Below are 13,284 nucleotides of genomic sequence, written 5' to 3' on the forward strand. Positions count from 1 at the left end.
GCGGATTCAACCGGTGTACTGGACCAGGAACAGCGAAATCGGAGGGAAGAACACCAGCAACACCACGCGCAGGGCATCGGACGCCAGGAAGGGCACGATGCCGCGGAAGGTCGTCGCCATCGAGACGTTCTTCGCGAGGCTGTTGATGATGTAGACGTTCATCCCAACCGGCGGCGTGATCAGGCCCACCTCGACCACCATCAGCGCGAGGATGCCGAACCAGATCGCCTTGTCCGTCTGGTCGAGGCCCCAGAAATCCAGGCCCATGATCATCGGGAAGAAGATCGGGATGGTCAGCAGGATCATCGACAGGCTGTCCATCACGCAGCCGAGGAAGACGTAGATCGTGATGATCGCGAACAGCACCACCAGCGGCGGCAGGCCCGACTGGGCGACCCACGCGGCGAGCTCGGCCGGCATCTGCGTGAGGGCGAGGAAGACGTTGAGCACGTCCGCGCCGAGCAGGATCAGAAAGATCATCGCCGTCGCCTCGGCGGCGCCGTAGAGGGCCTCCATCAGCCCGGCGAAGCGCATTCCCTTCGCCACGGCGAGGATGCCTGCGGCGATCGTCCCGACCGAGGCCGCCTCGGTCGGCGTGAAGAAGCCGCCGTAGATGCCGCCGATCACGACGACGAAGATCGCCAGCACCGGCCAGACGTCGATCAGTGCCCGGAGGCGGACGCTCCACGGCTTGCGCTCGCCCGCAGGGCCGGCATCGGGCACGGCGCGGCAGTACAGCGCGATCACGAGCATATAGCCGATCGCGGCGAGGATGCCCGGCAGGAAGGCGGCGGCGAAGAGCTTGGAAATGTTCTGCTCGGTGAGGATCGCATAGATCACCAGCACCACCGACGGCGGAATCAGGATGCCCAGCGTCCCGCCGGCCGCCAGCGCCGCCGTGGACAGCGCGGGCGAATAGTTCAGTCGCCGCAGCTCCGGCAGCGCCACCTGCCCCATCGTCGCCGCCGTCGCGAGCGAGGAGCCGCAGATCGCACCGAAGCCCGCGCACGCGCCGACCGCCGCCATCGCGACGCCGCCGCGGTAATGGCCGATCAGCGACTCGGCCGCGCCGAACAAGGCCTTCGACAAGCCGCCGCGCGACGCGAAGCCGCCCATCAGCAGGAAGAGCGGCACCACAGACAGGTCGTAGATCGAATAGCGTCCGTAGGCCGCGGTCTTGAGGTAGCTCAGCAGCGGGTCCCATCCCGCCAGCGTGACGTAGCCCGCCATGCCGGTGAGCAGCATGGAGATCGCGATGGGCACGCGCAGCGCCAGAAGCACCATCAGGATGCCGAAGAAGATGCCACCGATCGCGATGCCGCTCATGCGCCTTCTCCCCGGAATTTCGTCCGCGCCGTATAGAGGGCCGTCGCCGCCAGCAGCAGGAAGGACGGGGTCATGCAGGCGTAGGCGTACCAGATCGGCACGCCGAGCAGCATCGAGGTCTCGCCGCTGTCCTTCAGCCCGACGGTGCCGATCGCCATGCGCCAGGCGACGAGGCCCGCACAGGCGGCCAGCAGCAGCGCCCCGACGCCGTCCAGGCGTGCGCGCCAGCGCGGCGACACGCCGGTGGTGAAGAAGTCGACCAGCACGTGGCTGCTGCGCATCTGCCCCCACGGCAGGAAGGCTGTGACCGCGATCGCCGAGCCGATCTGGACGAGCTCGAAGTCACCCAGCAGGGCCGTGCCCACGAACACCCGGCTGCCGATGCTGGCGACGGACATCACCGCCACCGACAGCAGGACCAGGCCACCCGCGCCCGCGAACGCCCGCGACAGGAAAAACAAGGCGCGCCCGACCGGATCCGGCGGCGCGCATACCGGTGTTGCGATGGGTTCCGACATGTGCGGGCACTCCCGTGAGATGGGGCGCCGGACGGCAGCCCGGATCGGCTGCGGTCGAACGACGCCCGGAAAAGTGCGTGCGGCGGATGACGCCCGCAGGCGCATCCGCCCTGCTCGACACTCAGAGCGGGTCGTATTTCCCGACCAGCGTCTGCGCGCTCTTCAGCAGCGCCTTGCCGTCGTAGCCCTTGCCCGACACCTCGGAGACCCACGAGTCGTACACCGCCTGCCCCGCCTTCTCCCAGGCCTGGAGCTCGACTGCCGGGACGACGTTGAACTGGTTGCCGCGGTCGGAGGCGAGCTTGCGCGCGTTGGCCGCCGACTCGTCCCACACCTTGCCGACCCAGGCCGACGCCTCGGCACCGCCGTTGGCATCGATCACTGCCTTCAGGTCCGCAGGCAGCGACTGGTACTTCGCCTTGTTCATCGCAAAGATGAAGGCCGTCGTGTACAGCGCGCGCGCCTTCGCATCGCCCTCGCTGTGGAACTTCACGAGCTCCTGCGCCTTCACCGCCGGCACCACTTCCCACGGCAGCATCGCGCCGTCGATCACCCCCTTCGACAGCGCCTCCGACACCTGCGGCACGGGCATGCCGACCGGTGTCGCACCCAATGCGGCAAGGAACTTGTTGGTCTGGCGCGTCGGCGCCCGCAGCTTCAGGCCGCGGAAGTTCGCCAGCGTCGTGATCGGCCCCTTCACCAGATGCAACTGTCCGGCGTCATGCACATGGAACAGGATCGGATGCACGTCCTTGAACTCGATCTGGTCGAGCTTGTTCTCGTGCACGTACTCCCACAGCGCGCGGCTCGACGCCTCTGCCTTATTGATCATGAAAGGCAGCTCGAACACCTCGACGGCCGGGAAGCGCCCCGCGCTATAGCCGGGCAGGGTCCACACGATGTCGGCGACACCGTCGCGCACCTGGTCGATCAGCTGCGGCGGCGTGCCGCCGAGCTGCATCGCCGGGTAGATCTGGCATTTCAAGCGCCCCGCGGACTCCTTGTTGATCTTGTCGCACCACGGCGTGATGAACTTCGCGTGGGCCGTCGAGCCCGGCGGCAGGAAATGCGCGACCTTCAGCGTCACCTCCTGCGCGCCGGCCACGCCACACACCGCCGCCAGCAGCCCGCCAGCGAGAACCCCGAAAATCCTTCTTGCCTTCCCGATACGTGTGCTCATTTGTCTCCTCCTCCTGCTGCGTCTGTCGGCAACTGGTTGTTGCGCACAATAGGTCCGTGGCGACGGGCCCACAATACGCCAGGGGAACTTTCTCCACCTGATTTGATGGATGTCAAATTATCTTGCAGTGCACGAAAACCCGCTGCCGGCAATTTCCCGACGCCGGCCGAAGTGCATCCTGCGCCGCGCCTTGAATCCGCTCCGAATCCGCCAGACCGCCCCTCCTTCACGCCCCGCCAACCGAGACGCGCCGCCTCCCCCTGCAAAAAGACCATCCCTTTTTTGTTTGACTTCAAACTGTTTTAAAGCCACACTACATCCAGCCAACAGGAAAACAGGAGACAGTTATGGGGATCAGGGACAAGGTCGAACAACTGTGGGCACGCCTGCACGACACACCGCAGTACGATACTCAGGGCGCTGTCCTGTTCGTCGACCTCGAAAAGCGCGAAACGCAGCGCAAGTACCTGCCGCTAGAAGTGTTGCGCACCTACCTCGGCGGACGCGGCGCCAATATGTATCTGCTGTACAACCTGCTGCAGGACGGACGCGAAGCCCTCGACCCCGAGATCCCCCTGATCTTCGGCGCCGGCACCCTCACCGGCGACATGCCGGCCGCCACCCGCGGCAACTTCACCAGCCGCTCGCCCGAGAGCGACGCGATCCTCGACACCAACGGCGGCGACTACTTCCCGTCCTTCGTCAAACGCCACGGCTACGACCACATCGTGCTGTACGGCCTGGCCCCGCAATGGACTTTGCTGCGCATCGCGCATGACGAAGTGCAGTTCATTGACGCGACCCCCTATGTCGGCCTCGACAACCTCGACCTGCCCGGCGCCATCGAACGCGACTTCGAATGCACCGAGCGCAAGGACATGGCCCTCGCCCGCATCACCACCGCGGGGGAGAACCTCGCGCTGTGCAGCGGCATCATGGGCGGGATCAAGGCGATCTGGGCGCGTGGCGGCGGCGGCGCGAAGATGGGTTCGCTGCGCCTGAAGGCCATCATGGTGCACGGCAAGCCGGACGAAGCGCCGAAGGTGGCCGAGCTCAAGGCGCACAACAAGGTGATCGGCAAGAAGATCACCTCGACCTCGGTGATCAAGAACGCCCTCAAGCAGGTCGGCACGCCCTTCCTGTACAAGCCCTCGCGCGTGCTGGGCGCGCTCGGTACGCTGAACAACCAGAAGACGGATTGGCACCCGACGCTCGACGCGGACAACTTCGACCCCTACCGCCCCGGCATGGACGGCTGCTTCAAGTGCCCGGTGCATTGCCGCAACCTCAACGACATGACCCCCGAGGGCAAGGGCGGCTGGGGCTCGGCCGCGCTCAAGGGCCTGAAGGGCAACGCCAGCTACGACAAGGCCCAGGCCGACGTCGAGCACGGCAAGCAGCGCACCTACAACGGCATCCATGGTGACGGCAAGTTCGACCAGTACGACAAGGGCGACGGTCCCGAGTACGTCACCGTGGGCAAGTTCGGCCCGATGATCGGCCTGAAGGAGCCGGAGCACATCCTGCGCCTCAACAACATCCTCAACGACCTCGGCCTCGATTCGGCCTCGACCGGCAGCGCGATCGCCTGGGCGATGGAGCTGTGGCAGCGCGGCATCATCGACGCGAGCCACACCGGCGGGCTGGACCTGTCCTGGGGCAACTACGAGACGGTCGAGAAACTGCTGTTCATGACCGCGAAGCGCGAAGGCTTCGGCGACACCATCGCCGACTCCACCCGCGCAGTCGAGCGCGGCAAGTACCCGGCCGCAGCCCTCGACTACCGCATGGCGGTGAAGGGCCTGTTCCAGTCGGACCCGCACGACGCCCGCATCCTCAAGGCCTTCGCGCTGGGCCTGTCAGTCGCCACGCGCGGCATGGACCACCTCAGGAACCGCGTCACGCTGGAGATCAACGCCCGCATCAACGACGACGCCCCGTTCAAGACCGAACTCTACGGCGGCACCGTCGCCGCCGAGCCGAACCGCTACGACGGCAAGGAATTCGCGGTGCGCCGCTGCGAGAACACCTTCGCCGTCGGCGACTCGGTGGGCATGTGCCGTTTCAACACCAAGCTGTTCAACTCCCCGACCACCCCCGACTGCGGCGACTTCGCGACCCAGCTGACGACCGCCACCGCGCACGAATTCACCGGCGAGCAGCTCAACGAGATCGGCCGCAACATCACCGGCCTGGAGCGCCTGATCAACTTCCGCCTCGGCCTGCGCGCCAAGGACGACACCCTGCCGAAGCGCTGGTTCGAGGAAGAGATCGAGGTCGGCCCCTTCAAGGGCGAGAAGGTCGATCGCAAGGAATTCGAGGCGATGAAGGCGCGCTTCTACGAAGTCACCGGCCTGAACGCCGAAGGCGTGCCCAAGGCGGACTGGCACGAGCAGCTCGCCGCGGCCACCACCGGCTTCGCGGTGAGGGTCGAACTGCCGCAGGTGCTGCCCGGCGCGCCGGAAAAGGCGATCGTGATCGACGAACCGGTCGCCAACGTCGTCGCGCTGCGCGACGCACTGGCCCGCCGCCTGCCCGAAGCCCGCGAGGCGCTCAACGACCACTCGTGGAACATCGCGGTCAACGGTCACATGGTGCTGGCAGGCGAGCGCGACACTGCCCTGCACCACGGCGACCGCGTGGCCTTCGTGCCGATCATCGCCGGAGGCTGAGCGGGGAACACGGACGGGGAACCTTTCCCCCGTCCGAGCAGGACGAAACGAAAACGGCGGACGATCCTCTCGTCCGCCGTTTTGTCGTTTGCGCGCCTTCTCCGCGCGTCCCGCCTACTGCCAGCCCCCGCCCAGCGCCTTGTACAGCGCGATGCGATTGGCGGCATCCGACTGCCGCACCGCGATCAGGTCCAGCTCGGCCGCATAGAGACTGCGCTGCCCATCCAGCAGCCCGAAATAGCTGTCGACGCCCGCCTTGTAGCGCGCCTCGGACAGCTTGAAGCTTGCCTCGCTCGCCTCCACCAGCTTGCGCCGCGCGTCGAGCTGCTCGGCCAGCGTCGCGCGGTCGGCCAGCGCATCGGCGACTTCGCGGAACGCCGACTGGATCGCCTTCTCGTACTGCGCCAGCGCGATCTCGCGCTGCACCTTCGTCGCCTCCAGGTTCGCACTGAGTCGCCCGGCTTCGAAGATCGGCAGCGAGATCTGCGGCACGAAACTCCACGTCCCCGACCCCGCCTCGAACAGCCCGTCGAGCGTGCTGCTCGCCGTGCCCGCCGCGGCGGTCAGCGTGATGCGCGGGAAGAAGGCGGCGCGCGCCGCGCCGATGCTGGCGTTCGCCGCACGCAGCTGGCGCTCCGTCTGCAGGATGTCCGGACGGCGCGTCAGTACCTCCGAGGGCACGCCCGCAGGCAGCTCCGCCACCGACGTGATCGACTCCTCAAACCCCTGCGGCAGCAACGCGGACGGAACGTCCGTACCGACCACCAGCGCCAGCGCATTCCGGTCCTGCGCGACGAGCGCCGCGTAGCGGGCCGCATCGGCGCGCGCCCCTTCGAGCAGCGTCTGCGCCTGGCGCAGATCCAGCGCCGAGGTCGCTCCGACGTCGAAGCTGCGCTTCGTCAGCTCGTAGGACTTTTGCCGCGTCACGAGCGTGTTGTTCGCCAGTGTCTGCCGCTCACGATCCGCAGCCAGTCGCAGCCACGCATCGGCCACTTCGGCGACCAGGCTGATCTGCGCGCTGCGACGCGCCTCCTCGGTGCCGAGAAATTGTTCCAGCGCCTGCTCGTTAAGGCTGCGGATGCGGCCGAACAAGTCCAGTTCGTAAGCCGAGAAGCCCACTGTCGCGCTGTACTGACGCGACGTGCCCGCTTCGCCGGTCCTGCTCAGGTCGGCCGGCAGGCGCTGTGCGGTCTGGCTGCCGTTCGCGGAGATCGACGGGAACAGCTCCGCCCGCTGTATGCCGTATTGCACCCGCGCGCGCTCGATGTTGAGTGCGGCGATGCGCAGGTCGCGATTGTTCGCGAGCGCGAGCTCAACGAGCTCGCGCAGGCGGGGGTCGGCGAAATAGTCGCGCCACGCCGGCGCCTCGCTTGCGCTCGCGGTGCCCGCCGGCGCATCCGGGAACGCGGCCGGGACCGGCGCGGCGGGACGCTCATAGGCGGGGATCAGCGAACACGCGCCCATGAAGGCGGCGGCCACGGCGACGACCAATGTACGGAGTTCGGTCATCACTTGGTCTCCTGCACGGTCACGCCGGACGCTTCGTCCTGCGGCTTGCTCTTGAAAATTCGCTTGATCACGACGTAAAACAACGGAATGAAGAAGATGCCCAGCACGGTCGCTGCGATGGTGCCACCGAGCACGCCGGTGCCGATCGCATTCTGGCTGCCGGCGCCCGCGCCTTTGGCGATCGCCAGCGGCAACACGCCAAGGCCGAATGCCAGCGAGGTCATCAGGATGGGCCGCAGCCGCATGCGCACGGCCTCCAGCGTCGCTGCGATCAGATCCTTGCCCTCCTTCTCCATCTGCGCCTTGGCGAACTCCACGATCAGGATCGCGTTCTTCGCCGACAGGCCGATGGTCGCCAGCAGGCCGACCTGGAAATACACGTCGTTCGACAGCCCGCGCCCGGTCGCCGCCAGGATCGCGCCCAGCACCCCCAGCGGCACCACCAGCATCACCGCGAACGGCACCGACCAGCTCTCGTACAGCGCTGCAAGGCACAGGAACACCACCAGCAGCGACAACGCGTAAAGCGCCGGAGCCTGTGCACCGGAACGGCGCTCCTCGTAAGAGGTGCCGGTCCATTCGTAGCCGATCCCCGCCGGCAGCTTGGCCATGATCTCCTCGACCGCAGCCATCGCATCACCGGACGATAGCCCCGGTGCCGCCTGGCCAAGAATCTCGATCGACGGCTGACCGTTGTAACGCTCGAGACGCGGCGAGCCATACACCCAGCGTGCCGTCGTGAAAGCCGACAGCGGCACCATCTCGCCCTGTTTATTGCGCACGTACCACTTGCCGAGATCTTCCGGCGTCATCCGCGCGGGCGCATCCGCCTGCAGGTACACGCGCTTGATGCGGCCCCGGTCGATGAAGTCGTTCACGTACACGCCGCCCCACGCGGTGTTGAGCGTGTCATTGACGTCCGCGATCGATACGCCCAGCGCGCCCGCCTTGGCATGGTCGATGTCGAGCTGATACTCCGCGACGTCGTCCTGGCCGTTGGGCCGCACGGCAATCAGCCGCTTGTCCTGCGCCGCCAGCCCCAGGAACTGGTTGCGCGCACCGACCAGCGCATCGTGGCCGAGGCCCGCACGATCCTGCAGCATCAGGTTGAAGCCGTTCGAGGTGCCGAGTTCCAGCACCGCCGGCGGAACGAAGGCGAAAACCATTGCCTCGCGGATCTGCGAGAACGCCCCCATCGCGCGCCCGGCCACCGACTTCACGTCGCGCCCCGGCTCGCGGCGCTCGCCCCAGTCACGCATGCCGACGAAGCCGAGACCCATGTTCTGGCCACTGCCGCCGAAGCTGAAGCCCGCCGCAGTGAAGATGGTGCGCACGCTGTCCTTCTCGGTCTCGAGGAAGTGCTGTTCGACCTTCTTCAGCACCTCGACCGTGCGCTCCTGGGTTGCACCCGCCGGCAGCGTGACCTGGGTGAACATCACGCCCTGATCCTCCTCCGGGAGGAAGGAAGTCGGCATGCGGGCGAACATCAATCCCAGCACAGCGATGATCGCGACATAGATCACGAGATAGCGGAAGCTGCAATGCAGGATGCGGGCAACGGCCGACTCGTAACGATGCGTGTTGCGCGCGAACATCACGTTGAACCAGTGGAAGAAGCGGCCGAACATCCCGCCCTCGCCATGCTCGTGTCCTTTCTCCACCGGTTTCAGCATCGTCGCGCACAGTGCCGGCGTGAACACGATCGCGACCAGCACCGAGAGGCCCATCGCCGCGGCGATCGTGATAGAGAACTGGCGGTAGATCACGCCCGTCGATCCGCCGAAGAACGCCATCGGGATGAACACCGCCGACAGCACGAGGCCGATGCCGACCAGCGCGCCTGTGATCTGCCCCATCGACTTCTTCGTCGCCTCCTTGGGCGAAAGCCCCTCCTCCGTCATCACGCGTTCGACGTTCTCCACGACCACGATGGCGTCGTCCACGAGCAGGCCGATCGCCAGCACCAGGCCGAACATCGTGAGCGTGTTGATCGAGAAGCCGGCCGCCGCCATAACGCCGAAGGTACCGAGCAGCACCACCGGCACCGCGATGGTCGGGATGATCGTCGCGCGGAAGTTCTGCAGGAACAGATACATCACCAGGAACACCAGCGCGATCGCCTCGATCAGCGTCTGCACCACGCCCTGGATCGAGATCTTCACGAAGGGCGTCGTGTCGTAGGGAACCACGACCTCGATGCCGGCCGGGAAATAGGGCTTCATCTGTTCGATCTTCGCCCGCACCGCGGCCGCAGTCTCAAGCGCGTTGGCACCCGCCGCGAGCTTCACGCCGATACCGGCGGCCGGCTCCCCGTTGAAGCGACCGACGATGCCGTAGTTCTCGGCCCCGATCTCGATGCGCGCGACATCTCTGAGCCGCACCTCACCGCCCTGCGCGGAGCTGCGCAGCAGGATCTTTTCGAACTGCTCCACCGACTCCAGGCGGTTCTGTGCGGTGATCGTCGCCGTGAAGCCCTGCCCAGACACCGCCGGCACGCCGCCGAGCTGGCCGGCCGAAACCTGGGCGTTCTGCGTGCGGATCGCCGCCTGCACGTCACCCGGCGTCAGGTGGTAGTTGTTGAGCTTGGCCGGATCCAGCCACACACGCATCGCGTACTGGGCGCCGAACACCTGCACTTCGCCGACCCCGGTCACGCGTGACAGCGGATCCTGCACGCTCGACACCAGGAAATCCGAGAGGTCGGCACGATCGAGATTCTTGTCCTTCGCAACGAAACCCAGCACCATCAGGAAGTTGCGCGTCGACTTGGCGACCTGCACCCCCTGCTGCTGCACCGCCTGCGGCACCAGCGGCAAGGCCAGCTGCAGCTTGTTCTGCACCTGCACCTGCGCGATGTCCGGGTTCGTGCCCGCATCGAAGGTCAGCGTGATCGTCGCGCGACCGAAGGAATCCGACGACGAACTCATGTACAACAGGCCGTCGAGACCGGTCATCTTCTGCTCGATGACCTGCGTGACGGAGTCCTGCACCGTCTTGGCCGAAGCCCCGGGATAGGTCGCATTGATGACCACGGTCGGAGGCGCGATCGACGGATACTGCGCCACCGGCAGGCGCAGGATGGACAGCGCCCCGAACAGCATGATCACGATCGCGATGACCCACGCGAAGATGGGCCGGTCGATGAAGAAACGTGCCATTGTCCGCTACCTCAGTTGGCCGCCGCCGGGGCAGGGGCCGCCGCTGCGGGCGAACCCGCCGCACCGGCTTCCTGAGCCTGCACCGCCGCGCCCGGACGCACCTTCTGCAAGCCCTCGACGATCACGCGCTCGCCCGGCGCCAGCCCCTGCGTCACCACCCACGCGTCCCCCTGCGACTGCGCCGTCGTGACGATGCGCGACTCGACCTTGCTCTCGCCATTGACCACCATCACTGTCGCGTTCCCGCGCGCATCGCGGCTCAGGGCCGCATGCGGAACGAGGATCGCATCACTATTCACACCCTGCGAGAGCCGGGCACGGACATACATGCCCGGCAGCAGCTCGCCCTTCGGGTTCGGGAACACCGCGCGCAGCGTCACGCTGCCGGTGCCCTGATCGACGGTGATCTCGGAAAATTCCAGCTTACCCTCCGCCCCGTAGAGCGAGCCATCCTCGAGCACCAGCTTGACCGGAACCGCATCGCCACCGGCACGCTTCAAGCGCCCGTCGGCAAGATCGCGGCGCAGCTTCAGCAGCTCGGCACTCGACTGCGTGACGTCAACATAGATCGGATCGAGCTTCTGCACCGTTGCCAGCGCCGCCGCCTGATTGGCCGTCACCAGCGCGCCGGGCGTCACGGACGAACGGCCGATACGGCCACTGATCGGCGAGCTCACGCGGGTGAAATCGAGATCGATCTTCGCCCGGTCGACCGCCGCCTTGGCGCTCGCCACCTCGGCCTGCGCCTGCTTGAGCGCCGCCGCCGCGTCGTCATTGGCCTGCTTGCTCACCGCCTCGATGCCGACCAGCTGGGCATAGCGCTCCGCCTTCAGCCGCGCCGCCTGGACATTCGCCTCGGCACGGGCAAGGTTCGCCCTGGCGCTGTCGTAGGCAGCCTGATAGGTCGCCGGATCGATCTGGTACAGCACCTGCCCGGCCTTCACCTCGCTGCCTTCCGTGAACAGCCGCTGCTTGACGATTCCGCCCACCTGCGGCCGCAGCTCCGCGATCAGATAGGGCGCGGTCCGGCCCGGCAGCTCCGACGTCATCGGAACCGCTTCCGTGCGTACCGAAACCACCGTCACGGCGGGCGCTCCCTGCCCCGCGCCGGGGCCCGTGGGCTGCGACTTGCCACCGCTGCAGGCGGATACGACAAATGCGCCAACGACCATGGTCATCAGGATGTTGAAACGCTGGCTGGGGTTTCTTTGCATGTTTCGCCTCGAAATCATCGCGCACCGCCGGTCGCAATGCGCTGAACGGAATTCATTGTGCCAGAATTAGAATGATCATTCTAGATTGAGCGCTCATTCTATGTTAGCCTTGGTCGCAGATCAATGTTGCTGCAAACGCGTTACGACCACGAGAACCGCCAGATGTGCCCCGAACCCGTCGAACATTCACGCGCCGAAGCGCGCCGCGCCCAGATCCTTGACGCTGCTGCCGACTGCTTCCGCCAGCACGGATTCCATGGCGCCAGCATTTCGCAGATCTCGAAGGCGGCGGGTATGAGCCCGGGGCATATCTATCACTACTTCGAAAACAAGGAAGCGATCATCTCGGCAATCGTCGCGAGCGACCTCGAACGCTTCCTCACCCTCACGGCCGAAATCAGGTCCGCGTGCAACGTGCGCGAAGCCATGCTCGCCCGCGTGGCCGAAGGCATCGACCAGTGCCTGGACCCGCTGACTGCAGGTCTGAAGCTGGAAATCGTCGCGGAAGCCTCACGCAACCCCCATGTTGCCGAAATCGTGCGCGCGGCCGACCAGGTCTGCCGCGAGAGCCTCATGCTGACGATACGGGACGTGCGCGGCGCAGCCGGTCACGAGGACGACGACGCAAAGCTCGCCGCGATGGTCGAGGTCTTGGTCACGATGTTCGAAGGGCTGCAGATCAGGACGATCCGCAACGAGAACATCGATCGCAACGTCGTGATTCCCCTGTTCCAGAACGCCCTGCGCAACCTGCTGGACAACACGCCCTGAGGCCACGGCCGGCTCCGCGCCCTGCTCACGCCTCACCGGCACACACGGCGAGCCGTGCTCTCGCAGCCCCGCTCGCCCCATTTATCCGCTCCTCCCGCCCCCGCGGACGCTGCCATGCAGCACTCCCGATGAAACCGGGGATATGCGCCTGCTTGTAACCTTTGCACGCGCCATCTCATCTAATGGGCAAAACGGGAGCACGTCATGACAACCGTCGCACGTACCGGATCCTCGCCCGAGTCGGACAGGGCCCTGATCGAAGGCATCCTCGCCGGCGAAGTCCTGGCCTTCGAGCGCCTGATGCGCCAGCACAATCGCCGCCTGTTCCGTGTCGCGCGCAGCATCCTGCGCGACGACGCCGAAGCCGAGGACGCCGTGCAGGACGGCTACATCGAAGCACACCGCGCCCTGCGCAACTTCCGCGGCGAGTCCCGCCTGTCCACCTGGCTCACGCGCATCGTCGTGAACCAGGCCCTCGCCCATCGGCGCGCACGCCGGTCGGCCGCTGATACCGATACCGATCTCGACACGCTCCCCGACCACGGCGACGACGACATCGCACGAACGCCGGAAACCCTGGCGATGCGGGCGGAACTGCTTCGCATCATCGAATCCTCCATCGACCGCCTGCCCGAAGCCCATCGCACGGTATTCATGCTGCGAGCGGTCGAAGGGCTCAGCGTCGACGAAACGGCCGCAGCGCTGGGCATCTCCGAAGGCAACACCAAAGTCCGCCTCCTGCGCGCCCGCGCGCAGTTGCGAGAATCACTCGGCCAGCACCTCGGCACGCTGCTCGAGGACGTATTCAGCTTCGACGGCGAGCGCTGCGACCGCATCGTTGCGCGCGTATGCGAACGCCTCGGCCTGACGCTCTCGGTGCCCCCCAACCATCCCGCTCAGGATGAACAGCCAGCCGGCCCTCGACACTGAGGTCGG

9 protein-coding genes are annotated in these 13,284 nt (G+C 66.5%); 3 read left to right on the forward strand and 6 right to left on the reverse strand.

What is annotated here, in order from left to right; translation table 11 throughout:
• Positions 1 to 6: 6 nt before the first annotated feature.
• The 3 genes from GO615_RS15885 to GO615_RS15895 form a co-directional block, all read right to left on the reverse strand.
• Entirely contained in the window at positions 7 to 1,326 is a 1,320-nt protein-coding gene (locus tag GO615_RS15885) for a TRAP transporter large permease (protein WP_169129780.1), read from the reverse strand.
• Complete coding sequence (locus GO615_RS15890) at positions 1,323 to 1,844, reverse strand: TRAP transporter small permease (protein WP_169129782.1); 522 nt, start codon at positions 1,842 to 1,844, stop codon at positions 1,323 to 1,325. Before GO615_RS15890 ends, GO615_RS15885 begins: the two co-directional genes overlap by 4 nt.
• 121 nt (positions 1,845 to 1,965) lie before the next feature.
• Complete coding sequence (locus GO615_RS15895) at positions 1,966 to 3,024, reverse strand: TRAP transporter substrate-binding protein (protein ID WP_169129784.1); 1,059 nt, start codon at positions 3,022 to 3,024, stop codon at positions 1,966 to 1,968.
• A gap of 347 nt (positions 3,025 to 3,371) precedes the next feature.
• Here GO615_RS15895 and GO615_RS15900 point away from each other — a divergent pair, with 347 nt between their 5' ends.
• Positions 3,372 to 5,696: an aldehyde ferredoxin oxidoreductase C-terminal domain-containing protein gene (locus GO615_RS15900; RefSeq protein WP_169129786.1), complete on the forward strand. Its 2,325-nt coding sequence runs from the start codon at positions 3,372 to 3,374 to the stop codon at positions 5,694 to 5,696.
• Positions 5,697 to 5,810: 114 nt separating this feature from the next.
• Here GO615_RS15900 and adeC read toward each other — a convergent pair whose 3' ends face one another.
• Genes adeC through GO615_RS15915 form a run of 3 tightly spaced genes read right to left on the reverse strand, consistent with a single transcriptional unit; the run spans position 5,811 to position 11,577 of the window.
• Positions 5,811 to 7,205, reverse strand: coding sequence for an AdeC/AdeK/OprM family multidrug efflux complex outer membrane factor (gene adeC / locus GO615_RS15905; protein ID WP_169129788.1), 1,395 nt, complete (start codon positions 7,203 to 7,205; stop codon positions 5,811 to 5,813).
• Complete coding sequence (locus tag GO615_RS15910) at positions 7,205 to 10,363, reverse strand: efflux RND transporter permease subunit (RefSeq protein ID WP_169129790.1); 3,159 nt, start codon at positions 10,361 to 10,363, stop codon at positions 7,205 to 7,207. Before GO615_RS15910 ends, adeC begins: the two co-directional genes overlap by 1 nt.
• An 11-nt stretch (positions 10,364 to 10,374) precedes the next feature.
• Positions 10,375 to 11,577: an efflux RND transporter periplasmic adaptor subunit gene (locus GO615_RS15915; protein ID WP_169129791.1), complete on the reverse strand. Its 1,203-nt coding sequence runs from the start codon at positions 11,575 to 11,577 to the stop codon at positions 10,375 to 10,377.
• A gap of 123 nt (positions 11,578 to 11,700) precedes the next feature.
• Here GO615_RS15915 and GO615_RS15920 point away from each other — a divergent pair, with 123 nt between their 5' ends.
• Together GO615_RS15920 and GO615_RS15925 are read left to right on the forward strand one after the other, a co-directional pair.
• Positions 11,701 to 12,348, forward strand: a complete 648-nt coding sequence (locus tag GO615_RS15920) for a TetR/AcrR family transcriptional regulator (protein ID WP_246262322.1) — start codon at positions 11,701 to 11,703, stop codon at positions 12,346 to 12,348.
• Between the two features lie 204 nt (positions 12,349 to 12,552).
• Positions 12,553 to 13,278 carry an RNA polymerase sigma factor gene (locus tag GO615_RS15925; RefSeq protein ID WP_169129792.1) on the forward strand — a complete coding sequence of 242 codons (726 nt, stop codon included), beginning with the start codon at positions 12,553 to 12,555 and terminating at the stop codon, positions 13,276 to 13,278.
• Positions 13,279 to 13,284 lie beyond the last annotated feature (6 nt).

Source organism: Aromatoleum evansii, from assembly GCF_012910805.1.
Lineage (GTDB): Bacteria > Pseudomonadota > Gammaproteobacteria > Burkholderiales > Rhodocyclaceae > Aromatoleum > Aromatoleum evansii.

Excerpts from the sequence above, each read along its gene's own strand:
- GO615_RS15885 (WP_169129780.1), bottom strand. The coding sequence starts at position 1,326 with ATGAGCGGCATCGCGATCGGTGGCATCTTCTTCGGCATCCTGATGGTG.
- GO615_RS15890 (WP_169129782.1), bottom strand. The coding sequence starts at position 1,844 with ATGTCGGAACCCATCGCAACACCGGTATGCGCGCCGCCGGATCCGGTC.
- GO615_RS15895 (WP_169129784.1), bottom strand. The coding sequence starts at position 3,024 with ATGAGCACACGTATCGGGAAGGCAAGAAGGATTTTCGGGGTTCTCGCT.
- GO615_RS15900 (WP_169129786.1), top strand. The coding sequence starts at position 3,372 with ATGGGGATCAGGGACAAGGTCGAACAACTGTGGGCACGCCTGCACGAC.
- adeC (WP_169129788.1), bottom strand. The coding sequence starts at position 7,205 with ATGACCGAACTCCGTACATTGGTCGTCGCCGTGGCCGCCGCCTTCATG.
- GO615_RS15910 (WP_169129790.1), bottom strand. The coding sequence starts at position 10,363 with ATGGCACGTTTCTTCATCGACCGGCCCATCTTCGCGTGGGTCATCGCG.
- GO615_RS15915 (WP_169129791.1), bottom strand. The coding sequence starts at position 11,577 with ATGCAAAGAAACCCCAGCCAGCGTTTCAACATCCTGATGACCATGGTC.
- GO615_RS15920 (WP_246262322.1), top strand. The coding sequence starts at position 11,701 with ATGTTGCTGCAAACGCGTTACGACCACGAGAACCGCCAGATGTGCCCC.
- GO615_RS15925 (WP_169129792.1), top strand. The coding sequence starts at position 12,553 with ATGACAACCGTCGCACGTACCGGATCCTCGCCCGAGTCGGACAGGGCC.